The organism is Microcoleus sp. Aus8_D2, from assembly GCF_036702665.1.
Classification (GTDB): Bacteria; Cyanobacteriota; Cyanobacteriia; order Cyanobacteriales; family Microcoleaceae; genus Microcoleus.
This window is the reverse complement of the sequence record NZ_JAUBUN010000010.1, coordinates 97,054-115,113: the sequence shown is the minus strand read 5'-3', so window position 1 is coordinate 115,113 and position 18,060 is coordinate 97,054. Positions and strand designations below refer to the sequence as shown.

The following is an 18,060-nucleotide window of genomic DNA, read 5'->3' as shown; positions in this document are numbered from 1 at the left end:
CGGACTGAAGTCCTCACTACAAACCTGATTGGCGTTATTTTATTCATAGTGAAGACTGAGCGTGCTTTCTGATTTGATAAGGACGCTCAGTCCTCACTACAAACCTGATTGGCGTTATTTTAGCGGATACCGAATCACATTTTCTCCCGTATGTCCTGAGAAAAATGTGACGAACCCTACCACTAAAAACCCAAATCCACAGCTATTCGGTGCGCGCAAGCAAATCCAGAAAATGCCACCGCATTTAAACCCTGTCCGGGAAACGTACTATCGCCCACACAATACAAACCTGGCATAGAAGTTCGATTAAATGGCATTCCCAGCAAACCCATTAATTTCTGCCGCGGAATCGGCCCGTAAGTTCCATCTTCGCGGCCCAAAAAGCGGCGGTGAGAACGCGCCGTCCCAACTTCCATATAATCCAAGCCAGCATCTAAACCAGGAAAAATCTTTTCTAATCTGTCAATAATTCTCCCCCCCGCCTCTTCTTTTTTATCCTCGTATTCCTGCTGCGAAAGTCCTTCCCACTCTTCCATCCAACTTGAAGTAAAAGCATGAACAATGTGATATCCTTCGGGAGCTAAATCTTGGTCTAGCACCGTCGGAATTGATACCAAAACAGTTCCCTCCGGCGCTTCCATTTTGTCCCAATCTTCTAACAAAATGTGGTGGCAGGCAGTACCAGCAGGGATGACGCTGGCTTCGACTCCCAAATGCAAGCTCAAGAAACTGGGGGCTTTTTGATAGCGCTGCTGCCATTTCTTCTCGCTAGCTGGCATCTCTTCAGCGGGCAGCAATTTCTCGAAAGTATCCCAGCGCGTAGCATTAGAAACTATCCGCTTGGCTCGGTAAACTTCGCCGGTTGTGAGTTCGACTCCGACAGCGCGACCGTTTTCTGTGATAATTTTTTTCGCCTTAGCTTTGTATTGAATTTTTCCGCCGCATTTTTCTAATCCTTCGACTAATTTTTGGGCAATTTGACCGACTCCGCCTTTGGGATAATTGATGCCGCCGTAATGTCTGTCAGAAAATACCATTCCGGCGTTAATCATCGGCGTCAAGTCTGCGGGTACTACTGACCAGTAGTAGCATTCCATGTCGATAAATTTCAGCAAAGTAGCGTCTTTTATGTAGCGCCGCGCAATGTCGCCAGTATTTTGAGGCAAATATTTTACTAATCCCAAACAGGCTAAAGGATTTTGAAAAAAGACTCGAACGAGATATCCAGGTTCTTCTAGGGATAGCAATTCCATGCCGTTGAGGCAGTTGAAGACGTTCCAGCATTCGCCGTAAAATTTCTCGATGCCTTCGCGCTCGTGGGGGAATCTGTCAATTAATTCTTGCAAATATTTGTCATAAGGCTGGGGAACTTCCAGATCCAGACCTGAGGGTAGGTGGTAGTGAAGCTGTACCGGGTCGGGAATAGTTTCTAGGGTGACGTTGACGGCTTTGAGGGCGCGGGTGAGGAGGTTGGTGGTGCCGCGCTGTCCGAACCCAAATATCATGGAGGCTCCGACATCAAATCTGTAGCCTTCTCGATCGAAATATCCAGCACTACCCCCCGGAATTGTGTAGCTTTCGAGTACCAAAACTTTGGCTTTCTTGGCTGCTAGCTGGGTTGCTGTCACGAGTCCGCCAATGCCGGAACCGATGACTATCACATCAAACTCTTGCTCTGTCGGGCGGGAGTTGGCGGAGAATAACTGGGATTGGGTAGGAGCTGACATTAGGTTAAAAATCTTAATATTTTTACAATTTTACAGTCGATCGCTCTCCCGATCTCTTGGCTCTGGGATTTTCCCTCAGGGTCTTGTGCGTTAGTTCCTTTTGACATCTGGGTTCTAGCTTCTGGCTTCCCCAAAAAAATGCGGGAACAGTCTACCATTGCCGACTGCCCCCGTCTGCCGATCCTTTGAGAGGAGAACACTAAAAATTACTATAGCCTTGTTGCTAATTAATGTCAATACTCTTAGAAAAATATTTCAATAAGGTGGCAGTGGGCAGTGGGCAGTGGGCAGTGGGCAGTGGGCAGTGGGGAGTGGGCAGTGGGCAGTGGGGAGTGGGCAGTTGGCAGTTGGCAGTTGGCAGTGGGGAGTGGGCAGTGGGCAGTGGGGAGTGGGCAGTTGGCAGTTGGCAGTGGGGAGTGGGCAGTGGGCAGTTGGCAGTGGGCAGTGGGCAGTTGGCAGTTGGTAGTTGGCAGTGGGTAGTTGGCAGTTAGTAGTTGGCGCTTGACAGCTTGTCAGAAAAGCGACTTGTCCCAAGAGCGCAGCCGAAGCAAGTCGTTGGGAGGAGGGCGAACTCTAGCTCGAAGGAAGAGGATTAAAGTGACGAACAGTCTGATTTTAATTTCTCGCTTACAAGGGATTCGCTTTAAACCAATTCTTTCTGGTTAATAAAGTGACTTGTGGGATTTTAGATTTTCCATTTTTCGATTTTAGATGGAAGATTGTGATAAGTTGCACAGAGCGATCGTTAGCGAAGCCCTCGAAAAGGATCGCACCGCATAAAATCCCTCAAACCTAGCAATCTCCCCAATTTCCTCATGGCCCTGCAACTGCGCGTTTACGTTCCGCCCCACCCGTTAATTAAACACTGGCTGGCTGTCGCCCGCGACGCCGCCACCCCATCGGTACTTTTTCGCTCTGCGATGACAGAATTGGGACGTTGGCTGGCTTATGAAGCAATTCGAGATTGGCTCCCGACAGTAGACACAACGGTGCAAACGCCTTTGAGCTCATCTCCGGCGACTTTTATTAACCCGGAATCTCCGTTAGTTGTGGTACCGATTTTGCGGGCGGGTTTGTCACTGCTGGAAGGAATTCAGACGGTTGTGCCGCTGGCTTCGGTTTACCATCTAGGTATGGCGAGGAATGAGGAGACGCTGGAGGCGACTTGTTATTTGAATAAATTGCCGGCGCAGTTTAACCCGGAAACGCGGGTGATAATTAGCGAGCCGATGCTGGCGACTGGCGGGACGATTGTGGCGACAATGCAGGAATTGATTTCACGGGGAATTAACCCGAGTTTGATTCGGATTATTTCTGTGGTGGCTGCTCCTCCGGCTTTGAAGCGGCTGAGCACGGAGTACCCGAGTTTGGTTCTTTACACGGCAACGATCGACGAAATAGTCAACGAACAGGGCTTTATTGTACCTGGTTTGGGTGATGCGGGCGATCGAACTTACGGCACATAAACCAGCAGGCAATTTTGGATTGAAGATTTTGGATTTTGGATTCAAGATTGTGGATTGAAGATTTTGGATTCAAGATTGAAGAATTGATTCCACAGAAAAATCTCGCGCTTAGGTTCGGTTTGCCCGTGTTTGGGTGCGGTGACTTGTTTCTGGCATCGGTTGCGGAAATCTCCGAAAAAAAAGATGACCCTGGTTTGGTCAAAGCAGGCACAGTCAAAGTTAAAATTAAAACCAGAAGTCAAAAATAAATAGCGTTTAGCACTCATTAGCCCGTGAAACTTGATTCTGTACCGCCAAACTTGTCTGCTTCTGACTCACAAACCCCCAATTGCGATTTGCCGCCACAACTACAAAAACTCAAAGAGACTTCTGAGATTTGTGCTGCTTTAACCTCCGAGCAGGCAGAACTTTCAGTGAGCGCAAATCCCGATATTTGTCAGGAAGAACAGCAACTGAAGCCGAAGCACTGGGCAATTTTTGCTTCGACTTTTGCCACTATTTTTTTGGCGGAAGTTGGAGACAAAACTCAGCTCGCGATTTTGCTGATGACGGCTGAATCTCGGAATCCTTGGATTGTGTTTGCGGGGGCGGGTTCGGCTTTGATAGCAACCAGTTTGCTGGGGGTTTTGCTGGGAAGGTGGCTGGCTAGTCGGATTGCTCCGAAAACTTTGGAGAGAGCAGCGGGAGTGATTTTGCTGGCGATTTCGGCGGTTTTACTTTGGGAAGTGCTGGGTTAAACGATTTTAGATTTGGGATTTTAGATTTGAGATTTGGGAATGATATCATGTGCGATCGATTGACCCGAATAAGTAAGGTTTGTAGTGCGGACTTCAGTCCGCAGCATAAAGCGGACTGAAGTCCGCACTACAAACGGTTTTTGTGATGGTAATCAACCGGACATGATATGACTGATAGTCAAAAACATGGGTATGTGGAGAGAAACCGGGTTTCTCGGAGTTTGTGAGTAAGTTGTAGACTTCTAAAGACCTAACTGATAACTCAAAAAAAATATGGATTGGCAACTTTTAGGTATAACTTTTATTACGGTATTTTTGTCAGAATTGGGTGACAAAAGTCAATTAGCTGCGATCGCCCTGGGTAGCAGTTGCAACTCGCCGCGGGCTGTATTTTTCGGCACGGCGTCGGCGCTGCTGTTGGCGAGTTTCCTTGGTGTTTTGGTGGGACAAGGTACGGCGGAGGTGTTACCGGAGCGATTGGTAAAGACGATCGCGGCGATCGGATTCGCGGTGATGGGCTTGCGCCTGCTGTGGCCAAAATCTGATGAAGCGGAAGCTTCCGAGTAGGATTGGCGGGAAACTTGACAAAGTTGACCTTTGGTAAAAATAATTAGGACGGGCCATAAGAGCCCATCCCACAATTTTTTTCTTGTGGGATGGGCTCTTATGGCCCGTCCCAAAAATCAGCGGCGGGCGTGAATTCACGCCCGCCGCTAGAGATTGAGTTTTTTTCTCAATTCAACCTTTCAAGATTGTGTCGATTAAACTTGGTTTTGGTAGCACCAGCCGAGCAGCGTACCGCCGACAGCCAACTTCAGCGCTTCCAAGGCAAAATATCCTTGGTGCAGTATGTTCATGCCGGCGGGCGCTTCTGTGGCGGAGTCGAACAGATTTAGCTGCATTCCCAAGGCACTCATTTGAGGTGTGAGGGCGTAGGTGTCAACCAGGGCGATCGCCAGAAGTACGAATGATAATATGATTGCTGTGCGGCTGCGCTTGCCGAAGTCACTGAGTGAATTGCTCAAAACCATCAAACCCGTTGCTACCAAGCCCGAACAGATTAATTCAACGCGGTTGAATCCCCAGAACATCAAATTTCCCGCAGTTGCAAAATCGGGAGATACCATCATGCCAGATACGTAGAGGCTCGGCATGACTAATAGATCCAAAATCACGCTACCGCTGAGCCAGAAAATTAAGGCTACCATGACAATTGCTTGCCAGCGGGGTCTTACTGATTCCACTCTCGATGTACTAATAGCTGTCATATAATTAGACCCTCTAAATTTTTTTCTGCCTTTTCTAGAGCTTAACTAACTTTTTTCTATAATCGTGTTAAGTATTTTTAAATTAATCGTTACTTTTGTGTAACTAACTGAGAAGAATTGTAAAGCTTGCGGGCTGTAGGGTTCGTCAACCGCGGATTGTGCGATCGCACGATCGGCTAAAAGCTGAGGCACCGTACTACTGGCATTAGCTCGTCGGGCGATCGCGCAGCAACAGTTTAAAAGTTTTGTTGTGCGATCGCAGTTGATCTCATTCCGAGTTTATGTCATTGCCAGGAACAAAGCTATCGCAGTTTTAGGGTGCGTCAGCAGGAGATTGTTCGATCGATAGACGGCTAAAATCTGACGCGCCCTACTACCTACTTTTTCAGATTCAAACTCCGATCGAGTAATATCATATCCGGTCAATTACGATAGCAGAAACAGTTCGTAGTGCGTCCAGGCGTCCGCAGGATAAGAGCGGACGCCTGGACGCACTACGAACGATCGCGCGATCGCAGATGATATAAATCATCCCCAATCTAAAATCTAAAATCTGCCGTATATGCCTAAATTTCAACTATCATCTTGGCTTCCCCGTCTCCCGACTCAAGTGTGGATTCTCGCCGCGGGCCGATTCCTCTCGCAAAGCGGCAGCGGTTTTACTCTATTCTACGCACCGATCTTTTTTGTCGATCGCGTCGGCTTATCTGCAACTGCTGTTGGGATTGGTTTGGGTAGCGGTTCAATTTCGGGAATATTCGGCCGGATTTTAGGCGGTTCTTTTTGCGATTCCAAATTTTGGGGAAGGCGGCGAACTTTATTGCTGGCCACAGTGATTTCGGCGGTGGCTTCTTTTATGTTGTCGGCGACTCATGATTTTTCAGGTTTAGTTGTGGCTAATTTATTGATGGGTTTTGGCGTGGGTTTGTATTGGCCTCCAACTGAGACGATGGTGGCGGATTTAACTGAGGGGGAACAGCGACAGGAGGCTTTTGCTTTGACGCGGCTTGCTGATAATTTGGGTTTGCAAGTTGGGATTATTTTGGGCGGTGTGTTGATTGCGCTAACGGGGAATTATCGATCGCTCTTTATGATCGACGGTATCTCGTTTTTAGTGCTGTTTGCGGTGGTGGCGATCGCAATTTCGGAAACATACAAACCTTCTACGTCAAATGATACAGGCAAAAAAAGTCTGAAAAATGGCTGGATGGTGGCGCTGAGCGATCGCACTTTGCTAGTCTACGCTTTAGTGAATACTATGTTTACTCTCTACATTTCCCAAATTCAAACTACGATGCCGCTGTATTTTAGCAAGTTCGTGCAGGTGGGGACATCGGGAACAGGCTTTTCTACAGGTACAATTACCGTTTTGTTTGCTTTTAGCACGTTTTTGACTGTGGCTTTGCAAATGCCTGTGGTTAAGGCTTTGAGGCGGTTTTCTCACCCGCGAGCTTTGATGGTTTCAGCGCTGCTGTGGGGAATGGGTTTTATTGCGATCGGCTTGACGGGAATGGTTGCAACTGGCAATCTATTTGTAGCGGTTGTTGGGTTGAGTGTTTTGTCGCTGGCTACGGTTGCTTATACGCCTTTTGCTTCGGCTTTGGTGGTGGATTTAGCGCCGGAGTCTTTGCGGGGCGTGTATTTGGCGGTGAATTCTCAGTGTTGGGCGATCGGGTATTTAATCGGCCCGCCGCTGGGCGGTTTCGCTTTGGATCGGGGTAAATGGGGGGCGGATAATTTGTGGTTGGGTTTGGCTTTAAGTGCGATGCTGGCTGTTGTGATTTTGCAAAAGGTCGATCGAATGTTAAAAAAATAATTGCCAAAATACTACTTTCGTGATATGATATTCCACATTTTAATTAGATTAGATATCTTGCCAAAGTCCTTTTGATCTTGTGGAACGGGCCCCAGAACCCGTTACAAAAAAAATATTTTCCCTGTGGAACGGGCCGGAGAGCCTGTTCCTAACTATTGTTGCAATCTTGTCTATTGTATGTACGTCAACAATCAATAAAAACATTGTGGAATAGGTTTCGCGCCCCTTCTTAATATGCAATTTAAATCCAAAACAGCTTAGCTTAATCAACCACATAAATAAATCGCCCAAAAAATGCCTAGCAGTCTTAGATTCTGATAGGCAATTCTTTGCATATCTTATAAAACACATAAGATATATCTATTTAATTCCCGAAAAACCTGCGTTTTTTTGCTCCCGAATAGGTTTACAATCCTAAAAAACTAACAATAATTTTACAATCAATTGTGTGAGGTATTTTCATGAAAACACGTCTACTATTTAGTGCTGGTGCAGTAGGTTTATTCTATATACTTGCCGCTTCTTTGCCATTGGCTGCGATGACTCCAGTCGTCGAAAAAGAAACATTAGGTACTCAAGACTTAAAAGAGTCAGAGGCTAAAATCAGCCCCGTCACAACAGTTGAAAATCAGGTCAAACTTCCTGAAACATCCGAATCTAAACAACAAGTTGATTCAGTACAAGTTGACAATACAAACTCAACCATTAATCAACTCGCAAATCTTCCCCAAGGAACCGCCAACCTCAATCCGCCGGAAATAGCAGCATTAACCGCAGACAATCCAGCGGAAAACTCATTAAACATTGCCGAAACAGCAGCCAACCCAGCCGCAGCCGAAGTCACAGAAAAAACATCTGTGATTCCCGCCCAAAACCCGCAGATACCAGCCGAAGCCACAGAACAAATATCTGTGATTCCCGCCCAAAACCCTGCACCAGCGATCGCCCAAACAGAAACTTCTACTGCCGAAAAAATAGCTGAAATCGCCAACAGCGCTTCCTTAGAACCCGCAGCAACCAACAGCGAAACCCCAGAATCTACCGAACTCGAGCAAGTAACATCTGTCTCGCAACTCTCCGACGTGCGCCCGACAGACTGGGCATTTCAAGCTTTGCAATCTCTCGTAGAAAGATACGGCTGTATAGCGGGATATCCAGACGGTACATTCCGAGGGAATCGGGCAATGACTCGCTACGAATTCGCCGCCGGTTTAAATGCTTGCTTGGACAAAGTTAACGAATTAATCAAATCAGGCACTACCAATTTAGCGACGAAAGAAGACTTAACCAAACTGCAAAGATTGCAAGAAGAATTTGCCGCCGAATTAGCTACCTTGCGCGGTAGAGTCGATGCTTTAGAAGCGCGTACCGCCGAACTAGAAGCGAATCAGTTTTCCACAACAACTAAACTCAAAGGCGAAGCAATCTTTAGCGTTGCCGATACAACCAAAAACAATCACACCGATACTCAAACAGTCTTCAATTACCGAGTCAGACTAAATTTGCTGACCAGTTTCACAGGGAAAGATACTCTAATCACAGGCTTGCAAGCGTACAATATTCGCAGCTTCGGGCCTCAGTTGGGTTTGTCAACGGGGGCATTTAGCGGTTTGTCGGACAGTCAGGCAAAGCTGAGTTTTGAGCCACAATTTCCCGGGATTAATCCCCAGAATCTATCGAGCATTGGCGCGAATACTGTAGAACTCTACAAACTGCTTTACGTGTTTCCAGTTTCTAGAAACATCACTTTATTTGCCGGCCCGAAAGCAGAAACTTCAGATGCTTTTCAAGCAATCACTCCTTTTGCTGGAGAAGGGCAAGAATCTATTTCTAGGTTTGGAGGTTACAACCCTGTAGTGCGAGTATCCGGCGGTACTTCTGGCACCGGTTTAGCATCGGCAGGTGGATTTATTTGGAACCTTTCTAAAAAAATCAATCTCACAGCTTTGTACGGCAGCGTAAATGCTGCTTTGCCTAACGATTTAGGGTTTCCAGCTACTCCGTTGGGAGCTGGTTTGTTTAATGGCAGTACCGTGGCGGCGGCACAGTTAACGATTAAACCAACTAGCAGTCTTGACATTGGTTTGAATTACGCTTACAGCCGCCACCAATTGAATATTCTGGCGACAGGATTGTCTGATGCGGATTTGGGTTCGATTTTGGGAAGGGATAGACAACCTGTTAGCGGCGGGGTGAGGATGAATTCGTTTGGTGGTACTGCAACCTGGCGGCTTTCTCCTAAGTTTGCTGTTTCTAGTTATGGAGGTTGGATAATTGCTGATGCTGAAAGAAGCAATGCTTCTACAACTTTTAACAGTTGGATGGTAGGTTTCCATTTCCGAGATTTGTTCAAACAGGGCAATAATGCAGGTATTCTGTTCGGACAGCCTTTGGATCGCGATTCGGTAAGTGGCGGTGCTCGTTTTCAGACAAATAAAGCTACTCCTTATCATTTGGAAGCTTATTATCGTTTCCAGGTTAACGATAATATCAGTATTACACCGGGGGCTTTTGTGTTGTTCAATCCTGAAGGTACGAAGGATAATGATACTGTAGGGGTGGGAGTTCTTCGCACTACTTTTAGTTTCTAGGAAGTGGCGACGATGTAGTAGTTTCTAATTGTTGAGAGAAAGGCTGTTAGAGCTTCTGCGTGAGGCGGGGCGGGTTTATTTAACCTATTTGTGAGTTGTAAATATGGTTTGTGAACCCGCCCTTACAAATCAACGATCGATGACTAATGATCGATGACTAATGACCAATGACCAATGACCAATGACCAATTATTATTTTCTGCGATCGCCCAATTTGCGATAAACTGCTCTCAAGTCAACCTGATGGTGAGCTAAAGCAACCAAAGCATGGTAAAATAAATCCGCAACTTCCCCCGCAATCCCGTCTTTATCGTCATCTTTGCAAGCCATCACAACTTCCGCCGACTCTTCGCCAATTTTCTTGAGAATTTTATTGTCGCCGCCCTCGAACAACTTGCAAGTATAAGAAGTTTCGTTAGGATTGTCGCGCCGATCGCAAATTACGTCAAATAATTGAGATAACATATCCCCCGGCGGCGCCACAATTTCCCCATCAACTTGGTGAAAACAACTTCTTTCGCCCGTGTGACAAGCAATATCTCCGACTTGTTCTACTGTCACCAGCAAAGCATCGCTGTCGCAGTCGTAACGCAGCCCTTTGACATTTTGAACGTGTCCCGAAGTCGCTCCCTTCGGCCACAATTCAGCGCGAGAACGGCTCCAGAACCAAGTTTGACCGGTTTCCATCGTTTTTTGCAGCGATTCGCGATTCATCCACGCCATCATCAATACAGTGCCGTCTAAGTAATCTTGGACGATCGCAGGTACTAAACCGCGATCGTCGTAACGGATCTTTTCAATTGGGATCGATCGGCTCAAACTAGACAAATCCGTAGCAGACATAATTTTATTGCAACTTTGTAATATAATTTTACGCTTTTTTGTAAGACAATTCTTTTAATTAACCGCAGAGGACACTCTTGACACAGAGCAAGAAAAGAAAAGAAGAGATAGGAAATCTTCAACCGAGAAGCGAGTAACTGAAGACACTGGTTTTTGCCGATCGACATCTGGGGCAACTTAGCAAGTTAGGGACAAATTGTCAATAACTATTTTACAAAAAATTACAATTGAGGGCGATCGGTGCGGGTTCTACAAAGCCTGAAAAACCCAAGCTAGTATTGCTACTGATTGGTTTGTATCCTAAAATCTACTACTATAGTTTCCTTGAATCGGCTTAGCCTTTAACCAGAAGTCGCTATATTAAGTATCCTACCAACAACAGACCTTCACTAAGGAGAAAACATTGGTTTCCACAACCTTGAAAACGACCAAATCAGAAGAAATCTTTGCCGCCGCCCAGAAATTGATGCCCGGTGGCGTCAGTTCCCCCGTGCGCGCCTTCAAATCCGTAGGCGGACAGCCCATCGTCTTTGACAGGGTAAAAGGAGCCTACATTTGGGATGTTGACAGCAACCAATACATTGACTACGTAGGTACTTGGGGCCCGGCTATCTGCGGCCACGCCCACCCCGAAGTCATCAAAGCCCTTCACGAATCTTTAGAAAAAGGTACGAGTTTCGGCGCACCCTCGCTGTTGGAAAACGTGCTCGCCGAAATGGTGATTGATGCCGTTCCCAGCATTGAAATGGTGCGATTTGTCAATTCCGGTACCGAAGCTTGTATGGCCGTTTTGCGGCTAATGCGAGCCTTCACCGGACGCGACAAAGTGATTAAATTTGAAGGCTGCTATCACGGGCACGCCGATATGTTCCTGGTAAAAGCCGGTTCCGGCGTCGCAACTCTCGGCCTTCCCGACTCTCCGGGCGTACCCAAATCTGTTACCGCCAACACCCTCAACGCTCCCTACAATGATTTGGAAGCAGTCAAAGCTTTATTTGCTGAAAATCCCGGCGAGATATCAGGTGTAATTCTGGAACCAGTAGTAGGGAATGCCGGTTTTATTACTCCAGATGCAGGTTTTCTCGAAGGTTTGCGGGAAATTACCAAAGATAACGGTGCTTTGTTGGTGTTTGATGAAGTAATGACTGGTTTCCGCATCGCCTACGGCGGAGCTCAGGAAAAATTCGGTGTCACCCCGGATTTGACAACTTTGGGTAAAGTTATCGGCGGCGGTTTGCCGGTGGGCGCTTACGGCGGACGGCGCGATATTATGGGGATGGTGGCTCCCGCAGGGCCGATGTATCAAGCTGGTACGCTTTCGGGAAATCCTTTGGCGATGACTGCTGGAATTAAAACTTTGGAATTGTTGCAAAAACCCGGCACTTACGAACAGTTGGACAGGATTACGAAAAAACTGTCGGAGGGATTGCTGAAAATTGCTAAGGAAGCCGGACACGCGGTTTGTGGCGGTCAAATTAGCGGGATGTTTGGCTTGTTTTTTGCGGCCGGCCCGGTTCACAATTACGAGGATGCTAAGAAGTCTGATTTGACGAAGTTCAGCCGCTTTCACCGGGGAATGTTGGAGCACGGTATTTATCTGGCTCCTTCGCAGTTTGAGGCTGGGTTCACTTCTTTGGCTCATACTGAGGAAGATATCGATCGCACTTTAGCAGCCGCGCGCGAAGTGATGGCAAGTATTTAAGGTTTGTAGTGAGGGCTTTAGCCCTTAAAACTTAGGGATTAAAAATTAAAGTCCTGGCTGTTTTTGCAGTCGGGACTTTAACGTAGGGGACGAGAAACCGGGTTTCTACGAGACTTTGTGTTTAGTAACGAGAAATCTAGCAAGAAACCCGGTTTCTGAGATCGGCGCGCGCCAGCAAACTTTTTGTCAACACTTCCAACATTTCCAAGGCTTACGCATAGGGGGCTAAAAACCCGGTTTATACGAGATTTTGCGAGGATTCACAAATCTACAAAGAAACCGGGTTTTTGAGGTTTTATTTTTTCCGATTATTTACTTAATAACTGCTGACTAATGACCACCCTTCGACTTCGCGAGCGGCGAGATGACCAATCACAAATGACCACCCTTCGACTTCGCTCTGGGTAAAATGACCAATGACTACTGACTACTGACAAATTTACTCATTAAGAAATTCACCTTCACAGATAATCGAGTCTCTGTTCTCCAAATCTTCTTGATTCCAAATCGCGTTTAATGCTGCCGAACTTAAGGAACTTGAGATCGTATTTAATGTGGTGTTGTAGTATTCCACAGCATTATTAAGATCCACCTGCGGCGCTTCCTTGAAATACGAGTTAATATCAGGCGTGCAGCGCTGGGCCTGGTAGTATACATAAGCTTCAGCATTAATGCACATTACGTGGTAAAAATCCCTATTTGCTGTCGCAATATCTCCCAGTTTGTACAGCGCTAAACCCCGATTGAGATAAGCTTTAATGTGGTTCGGATCGAGTTCTACTGCTTTGTTAAAGTCTTCAATTGCCAACTGCATTTGTTTTAATTTATAGCGAACGCAACCTCTGTTATAATACGCATAAACATTGTTTGCGTCGATGCCGAGTGCTGTGTTGTAATCGGCGATCGCCTGCGTGTTGTCTCCTAATTGGTGGTAAGAGAGGCCGCGATTTATATAAGCTTTGATATATCTGGGATTCAACCGCAGCGTTTCGTTAAAGTTCTCCGTTGCTGCATATTTTTCTCCCAAAAGGTAGTAAGCGCGACCCCGGTTGTAATAGGTTTTATAATTTTGTGAATTGATAGAGAGAGCTTGATTGTAGTCTTCTATTGCTTCTTCATAATGTCCTAAATTAGCAAGTACGAGTCCCCGGTTGTTGTAGATAGCGTGGCTGTCGGGCTTGCTTACTAAAGCGCAGTTGAGATCCTCAATGGCTTTGTCGTTTTCTCCGAGATGGCGCCAAGCATTCCCTCGATTTAAGTATGCCTCGAACAAATTAGGATTGATGTCTAGTGCTTGGCTCAGGTCTGCGATCGCCCTTTGGTAGTCTTTCATGTAATAGTAGACTAAACCGCGATTGTTATAGGCTTTGGCATCGGCGGGATTGACTTGCAGTATCTGATCGAAGTCCTCAAGTGCCGCTTCGTAGTTTCCTTTTTTGGCGCTGTGCAAACCGCGCTTGTAAAAATGCTTGAGGTTCAATTCTTTGAGGTTCATAGGTCAACTTTCATTCCTTGCTTTATTCTGGGGATTGATTCCTTTCCACTCAGTTTTGAGCTCGACAGGCGTTAATTTGTGGAAAGAGCATCCACACAGCACCCAGAGTAACTCTTTACTTATTCCAGGAAATCTATCCGAAACAGGATTTTAGGTTTATTTTAACAGTAGTTAAATCATGTTGAAAGCGGCTGCTCCTCGCCTTGATTTACTCTGTCTGTTCGATTGTTTACCCGATCGACTTTCGCTCGAAAATCGGGTTTTAGTTGGCCCTACGTGTCTCTAGATGCGGGTGCGAGCGGCACTGGTAGCCAAATTCAGCTTGACGCAGCTACTCAGTATAAATTATTTTACGTACTGATCGCGAGTAAAATTTATATCTGGATTGTCAAACTTCGTCTCAGTATTTTCCGCACCCGATCTCTACAAACTTTTCTTGGGTAATTACCAATTCCTGATGACCAATTACCAATTATCGATTTAGCGATTGATTTCCTCTTCCACATAAACTCTCAATTTCTCCAAATCTGGAAGTTCGATCAATTCTTTTTCCTTTTCTTGAACAGAGATAGGCATCCTCACTGGTTGGCGCTGTTCTATCCAGCAACTCGCCAGCGGCAAAGTTTGTTCCAAATCTTCCAAAGGCCTGGGAATTACCATCACCGCGTTCAACTCGCCAATGCGCTCTGCTTCGTACATCCCCGCTTCTACGGCGACTGCGACATCTGCGACTGCACCGCGAATAATTGCCGTGCACAAACCGGCACCAATTTTCTCGTAGGCGGCTAAGTGTACGTCTGCGGATTTGAGCATAGCATCGCAAGCGCCGACCATTGCCGGAAATCCCCGCGTTTCGAGCAAACCGATCGCCTGATTGCTCAGCCGAGAAAAACTGCCACTTTCCGACAGTTGAGTCAGGCGAAGCCCGATCGGCAAAACCACTTCCAAATTAGCCAAAGGCCGAGGAATCACCAACTTAGAAACAAACTGGCCGAACTGTTCAGCAGTCTGAGCACCAGCTTCCACAGCCAAACGCACGTCGGAAATTCTGCCCCGGACGATCGCCGTACAGTGACCGGAACCAATTTTCTCGTATCCTACTAAAATCACCCCTGCCGACTTCAGCATCATGTCAGCAGTCCCGACAATTGCCGGAAAACTCTTGGTAGATACCAAACCCAAAGCAGTGTCTTTGAAGTATTCCTGGCGCTGCGATCGCTCGGAGTGACTGTTACGATCTATTTGTCCGTCCATCTTCTATTACCCTTAGAAACTTCCAAAAATAAAATTTTGTTGATAGTTTTAGTGTCTCAGATGAGAAGACAGACTGCACGAGCTGCAAGACACATATTTATGCTGCAAGGCCTTAAAAATTGCTGAGCTACCAATAATATGAGATTACCTATTTATATTTTTTGATTCTGCCTTCAGCATAGCTGCCTTTTGCAGAAATGACCACGCCCCCAAATTAATACCAGCCCCTGACGCTCCTGAGTAGAGAGCCAAAAAATTTAGAAGAAAGTTTAACCTCTTAGATTCATCTGTGGAATAAATCTCAAATCTAAAAATGGAAAATGGAGAATCGAGCGACTGCTATCCGGAACCGCCCGATAAAGTTTGACCGTTTTCCTGCGATCGATTAAAAGCTTGTCGGTGCGGAAACAGCGTTCCCAGCAACTGATTGATGTGAGCTTGACCGTACAGAATAGTTGGCACTCCCCCTGCTTCCGGAGGCGGATTTGCCGCGGTTTCTGGCCGCGGATCTGAGGCTGTCTCCGGCGGTGTCGGAGGCTGTGTTGGGGCGGGTTCTGGCGGATCGATCGGTCGATCGACTGGCTGCTCAACTTCTGGCGTACTGGCGGAGGGGGTTTCTGGTGTTTCTGGTGCTGCTGCGGCTTCTGCGGTTGGTTCTGCCGCGACTTGGCGGCTGGTATCTCCAATCAGAGAGCCTGCTGGTAACATTTGCATTTGGTCAATACAAGGATTAATCAGCGTTGTTCCCGCGCCAATACAGGCATTGGCGCCGATCGTCCCCGCACCTACTACCAGCACCCCTGCACCGAGAATCGCGCCCGCCCCAATTTCCAGAGTACCTTCGCGGGCGTGAAGGATAACTCCCATACCGATACAGGTACCGGCGGCGATCGAGATCCGGCTACCCGGATCTGCTTGCAGGATGGCTCCAGGGGCGATCGCAGCACCCTCATTCACAACTACATCGCCACTCATAAAAATCTGAGAGTTGCTACTTAATTGCAGTGGCGATAAATACATTCAACTTCACCTTGAAATGAGCTATTTTTTTAGAGAAAAGGACTTTAATTTATCTGGTTTCTCTACTGATAAATTTTACCCATTCAATCTAATAAACGATTATTTACTAATACTTAAAATCTCGATTGGGACTTACGCATAACCTTGCATTTGTAGGGCGATGCATACAGCACCTTACCCACATAAGTAACGCATCAAACTACTTTTTGTATAAGTCCTGTTGAGCCTTTAATATTTTCTAGAAAGTTTCAGAATCTTCTAGATTTTGGTTAAAAGTTCTCAATCGATCGCTCTAACTATCTCAAATCCAACTTCAATCGCAGGGGCAATTCTCCCGCCAGCCCAACGCGAGGACTTAACGGGAGAAACCGGCTAATTACCTGACCTTCTTAAGGTCGTTGGATAATTTCTTCGAGCACGCGGCGCTTGGCTTTGGAGTCGATACCGAGCAAGCGGACGTACTCGCCGCTGTGTTGTTGGAGACAGCCTTCGAGAGCTGAAATCACTTCGGATTCGCGGTTGGTGGCGATCGGCGCGCAACTGCTCCAAGAACCGGTGCGGAAACGGCGAGCGTCGGCGTGTTCCGTGCCAATTTTGTAGCCTTGGGAGAGCAGGTTGCGGATTTGGTCGATCGTCTTGCCGGTCAATTTGCCGCTACCAGCAGCACCAGTCGAAGCTGCTGCTTTGAATCCCGATGTTGCAGCCGGCTGAGCCGATTGAGCAACCGGGCCGTCGGGACGCTGAATCAGTTCTTCAACTACGCGGCGCTTAGCTTTCGGGTCAATCCCGATCAAGCGCACGTACTCGCCTGGGTACTGGTTCATCACAGATTCTAAAGCGGCGATCGCCTCAGATTCGTTTCTGACTTGCAGCGAAGCCCCGCTTTGCCAAGAACTGGTGCGGAAGCGGCGCGCGTCTGCGTGTTCGGTACCCACCTTGAAGCCTTGAGCTAGCAAGCTGCGAACTTGAGCCACGGTTTCCGCGCTCAATTTGCCGTTGGATACAGAACCGCCATTTTGGTAAGCAGCTTGGGCAACTTTACCGTTAGATTTGTGAGTTGTGGCGCCGTTAGAGCCGTTAGAGCCGTTGTCTCCCGGTCTTTGGACGATTTCTTCGAGTACGCGGCGCTTGGCTTTGGTGTCAATCCCGATCAAGCGGACGTATTCGCCTTGGTGATCGGCCATGCAGGCTGACAAAGCAGCGATTACTTCCGAGTCGCGGGTCGAGGAAATTGGGCCGCAAGTGCGCCAAGAACCTGTGCGGAAGCGGCGCGCGTCGGCGTGTTCTGCTCCTACGCTGTATCCTTGGGCTAGTAAATTACGGATGCTATCGGCTAGAGAAGAACTCAATTGGGTGCCGGCATGGGTAGAATAATTCATTTGAGTGATATTTGAGTTTTTAGCTTGCTCGTTGCGAATTGGTGCTAGACAGGCGATGTTGTCAGCGCAGCGATAACCCGCTCTCAGAGCGTCATTGATGCCGATGACGTGGGTCGCAAATTTAACATCTGAATCTTGAACGTCAGGCAAGCGATCGGCTTGCTGCTGATTTGTGATAATGGCTCCCGAAGGTATGTACTTACCGGGAGGAATCTCCACATCTTGAATTAATACGTGCATCATGACAATGCAGCCGTTGCCGACTCTGGCGTTGAACACCGTAGAGCGAAAGCCGATAAAGCAATCGTCGCCCACGTAGGCCGGCCCGTGAATTAAACTCATGTGGGTGAGGGAAGTATTTTTCCCCACCCATACGGAATAGGATTTGTCGTCGTCTCCTGTGACTCGGCCTTGTTCTAGGCCGTGAATCACTACTCCGTCTTGAATGTTGCTTCCTGCTCCGATATAAAACGGAGTGCCTTCATCGGCGCGGATAGATGTTCCGGGGGCAATCATCACATTTGAACCGATATGCACATCCCCAATAATGTTAGAAAAGGAATGTACGTAGGCGGTTTCGTGAATTTTGGGCTCAGCCAAGTTTTTCGACCAAGGCGTCGGGGGAGCCGCAACGTTGCGGACTGCCATAAATTAAGTTCTCCTAAGCTGAAAAAAATTTTGTTAGTTGTTAGTTGTTAGTTGTTAGTTGTTAGTTGTTAGTTGTTAGTTGTTAGTTGTTAGTTGTTAGTTGTTAGTTGTTAG

The 18,060-nt window shown here is 47.1% G+C and carries 16 protein-coding genes; 8 read left to right on the top strand and 8 right to left on the bottom strand.

All coding sequences use genetic code 11. The features are described 5' to 3' along the window. Nucleotides 1–182: 182 nt before the first annotated feature. Nucleotides 183–1,727 carry a carotenoid isomerase gene (gene crtH / locus QUB64_RS10705; protein WP_333265434.1) on the bottom strand — a complete coding sequence of 515 codons (1,545 nt, stop codon included), beginning with the start codon at nucleotides 1,725–1,727 and terminating at the stop codon, nucleotides 183–185. A 230-nt stretch (nucleotides 1,728–1,957) separates the two neighbouring features. On the opposite strand from crtH, the gene QUB64_RS10700 reads away from it, so the two are divergent. The 5 genes from QUB64_RS10700 (at nucleotide 1,958) to QUB64_RS10680 (ending at nucleotide 4,497) form a co-directional block, all read left to right on the top strand. Then, nucleotides 1,958–2,218 carry a hypothetical protein gene (locus QUB64_RS10700; RefSeq protein WP_333265436.1) on the top strand — a complete coding sequence of 87 codons (261 nt, stop codon included), beginning with the start codon at nucleotides 1,958–1,960 and terminating at the stop codon, nucleotides 2,216–2,218. Between the two features lie 324 nt (nucleotides 2,219–2,542). Further along, nucleotides 2,543–3,193: a uracil phosphoribosyltransferase gene (gene upp, locus QUB64_RS10695; RefSeq protein WP_333265438.1), complete on the top strand. Its 651-nt coding sequence runs from the start codon at nucleotides 2,543–2,545 to the stop codon at nucleotides 3,191–3,193. A 35-nt stretch (nucleotides 3,194–3,228) separates the two neighbouring features. Further along, nucleotides 3,229–3,441, top strand: coding sequence for a hypothetical protein (locus QUB64_RS10690; protein ID WP_333265440.1), 213 nt, complete (start codon nucleotides 3,229–3,231; stop codon nucleotides 3,439–3,441). A gap of 24 nt (nucleotides 3,442–3,465) precedes the next feature. Then, the gene (locus QUB64_RS10685) at nucleotides 3,466–3,930 is read left to right on the top strand and encodes a TMEM165/GDT1 family protein (protein WP_333265442.1); all 465 of its coding nucleotides are present in this window, start codon (nucleotides 3,466–3,468) and stop codon (nucleotides 3,928–3,930) included. Between the two features lie 273 nt (nucleotides 3,931–4,203). Further along, entirely contained in the window at nucleotides 4,204–4,497 is a 294-nt protein-coding gene (locus tag QUB64_RS10680; RefSeq protein ID WP_293133962.1) for a TMEM165/GDT1 family protein, read from the top strand. Between the two features lie 194 nt (nucleotides 4,498–4,691). Here QUB64_RS10680 and QUB64_RS10675 read toward each other — a convergent pair whose 3' ends face one another. Both QUB64_RS10675 and QUB64_RS10670 read right to left on the bottom strand, forming a co-directional pair. Next, nucleotides 4,692–5,198, bottom strand: coding sequence for a hypothetical protein (locus QUB64_RS10675; protein WP_333265445.1), 507 nt, complete (start codon nucleotides 5,196–5,198; stop codon nucleotides 4,692–4,694). 45 nt (nucleotides 5,199–5,243) lie between these two features. Next, the gene (locus QUB64_RS10670) at nucleotides 5,244–5,390 is read right to left on the bottom strand and encodes a hypothetical protein (RefSeq protein WP_333265446.1); all 147 of its coding nucleotides are present in this window, start codon (nucleotides 5,388–5,390) and stop codon (nucleotides 5,244–5,246) included. Nucleotides 5,391–5,760: 370 nt separating this feature from the next. Here QUB64_RS10670 and QUB64_RS10665 point away from each other — a divergent pair, with 370 nt between their 5' ends. Together QUB64_RS10665 and QUB64_RS10660 are read left to right on the top strand one after the other, a co-directional pair. Beyond that, a complete protein-coding gene (locus QUB64_RS10665) occupies nucleotides 5,761–7,014 on the top strand; it encodes an MDR family MFS transporter (protein ID WP_333265448.1) in 1,254 nt (417 codons plus the stop codon). A gap of 461 nt (nucleotides 7,015–7,475) precedes the next feature. Beyond that, nucleotides 7,476–9,605, top strand: a complete 2,130-nt coding sequence (locus QUB64_RS10660; protein WP_333265450.1) for an iron uptake porin — start codon at nucleotides 7,476–7,478, stop codon at nucleotides 9,603–9,605. A 192-nt stretch (nucleotides 9,606–9,797) separates the two neighbouring features. On the opposite strand, the gene hisIE is transcribed toward QUB64_RS10660, so the two are convergent. Continuing rightward, the gene (gene hisIE, locus QUB64_RS10655; protein ID WP_333265452.1) at nucleotides 9,798–10,448 is read right to left on the bottom strand and encodes a bifunctional phosphoribosyl-AMP cyclohydrolase/phosphoribosyl-ATP diphosphatase HisIE; all 651 of its coding nucleotides are present in this window, start codon (nucleotides 10,446–10,448) and stop codon (nucleotides 9,798–9,800) included. Between the two features lie 403 nt (nucleotides 10,449–10,851). Here hisIE and hemL point away from each other — a divergent pair, with 403 nt between their 5' ends. Next, nucleotides 10,852–12,150 (top strand): glutamate-1-semialdehyde 2,1-aminomutase, encoded by a 1,299-nt coding sequence (gene hemL, locus QUB64_RS10650; protein ID WP_333265454.1) that lies wholly within the window; start codon nucleotides 10,852–10,854, stop codon nucleotides 12,148–12,150. 439 nt (nucleotides 12,151–12,589) lie between these two features. Here hemL and QUB64_RS10645 read toward each other — a convergent pair whose 3' ends face one another. The 4 genes from QUB64_RS10645 to QUB64_RS10630 all read right to left on the bottom strand — a co-directional run bounded on the left by QUB64_RS10645 (nucleotide 12,590) and on the right by QUB64_RS10630 (nucleotide 17,946). Beyond that, a complete protein-coding gene (locus QUB64_RS10645; RefSeq protein ID WP_333265456.1) occupies nucleotides 12,590–13,645 on the bottom strand; it encodes a tetratricopeptide repeat protein in 1,056 nt (351 codons plus the stop codon). 480 nt (nucleotides 13,646–14,125) lie between these two features. After that, nucleotides 14,126–14,899 (bottom strand): carbon dioxide-concentrating mechanism protein CcmK, encoded by a 774-nt coding sequence (locus QUB64_RS10640; RefSeq protein ID WP_333265458.1) that lies wholly within the window; start codon nucleotides 14,897–14,899, stop codon nucleotides 14,126–14,128. Between the two features lie 339 nt (nucleotides 14,900–15,238). After that, the gene (locus tag QUB64_RS10635) at nucleotides 15,239–15,919 is read right to left on the bottom strand and encodes a carbon dioxide concentrating mechanism protein (protein WP_333265459.1); all 681 of its coding nucleotides are present in this window, start codon (nucleotides 15,917–15,919) and stop codon (nucleotides 15,239–15,241) included. A 389-nt stretch (nucleotides 15,920–16,308) separates the two neighbouring features. Then, the gene (locus QUB64_RS10630; protein WP_333265461.1) at nucleotides 16,309–17,946 is read right to left on the bottom strand and encodes a ribulose bisphosphate carboxylase small subunit; all 1,638 of its coding nucleotides are present in this window, start codon (nucleotides 17,944–17,946) and stop codon (nucleotides 16,309–16,311) included. Between the last annotated feature and the right edge of the window lie 114 nt (nucleotides 17,947–18,060).

Bases quoted from the DNA above. Each gene is read 5' to 3' on its own strand.
- QUB64_RS10700 (WP_333265436.1), top strand. From the start codon at position 1,958: ATGTCAATACTCTTAGAAAAATATTTCAATAAGGTGGCAGTGGGCAGT.
- crtH (WP_333265434.1), bottom strand. From the start codon at position 1,727: ATGTCAGCTCCTACCCAATCCCAGTTATTCTCCGCCAACTCCCGCCCG.
- upp (WP_333265438.1), top strand. From the start codon at position 2,543: ATGGCCCTGCAACTGCGCGTTTACGTTCCGCCCCACCCGTTAATTAAA.
- hisIE (WP_333265452.1), bottom strand. From the start codon at position 10,448: ATGTCTGCTACGGATTTGTCTAGTTTGAGCCGATCGATCCCAATTGAA.
- QUB64_RS10680 (WP_293133962.1), top strand. From the start codon at position 4,204: ATGGATTGGCAACTTTTAGGTATAACTTTTATTACGGTATTTTTGTCA.
- QUB64_RS10645 (WP_333265456.1), bottom strand. From the start codon at position 13,645: ATGAACCTCAAAGAATTGAACCTCAAGCATTTTTACAAGCGCGGTTTG.
- QUB64_RS10675 (WP_333265445.1), bottom strand. From the start codon at position 5,198: ATGACAGCTATTAGTACATCGAGAGTGGAATCAGTAAGACCCCGCTGG.
- QUB64_RS10635 (WP_333265459.1), bottom strand. From the start codon at position 15,919: ATGTATTTATCGCCACTGCAATTAAGTAGCAACTCTCAGATTTTTATG.
- QUB64_RS10640 (WP_333265458.1), bottom strand. From the start codon at position 14,899: ATGGACGGACAAATAGATCGTAACAGTCACTCCGAGCGATCGCAGCGC.
- QUB64_RS10660 (WP_333265450.1), top strand. From the start codon at position 7,476: ATGAAAACACGTCTACTATTTAGTGCTGGTGCAGTAGGTTTATTCTAT.
- QUB64_RS10665 (WP_333265448.1), top strand. From the start codon at position 5,761: ATGCCTAAATTTCAACTATCATCTTGGCTTCCCCGTCTCCCGACTCAA.
- QUB64_RS10630 (WP_333265461.1), bottom strand. From the start codon at position 17,946: ATGGCAGTCCGCAACGTTGCGGCTCCCCCGACGCCTTGGTCGAAAAAC.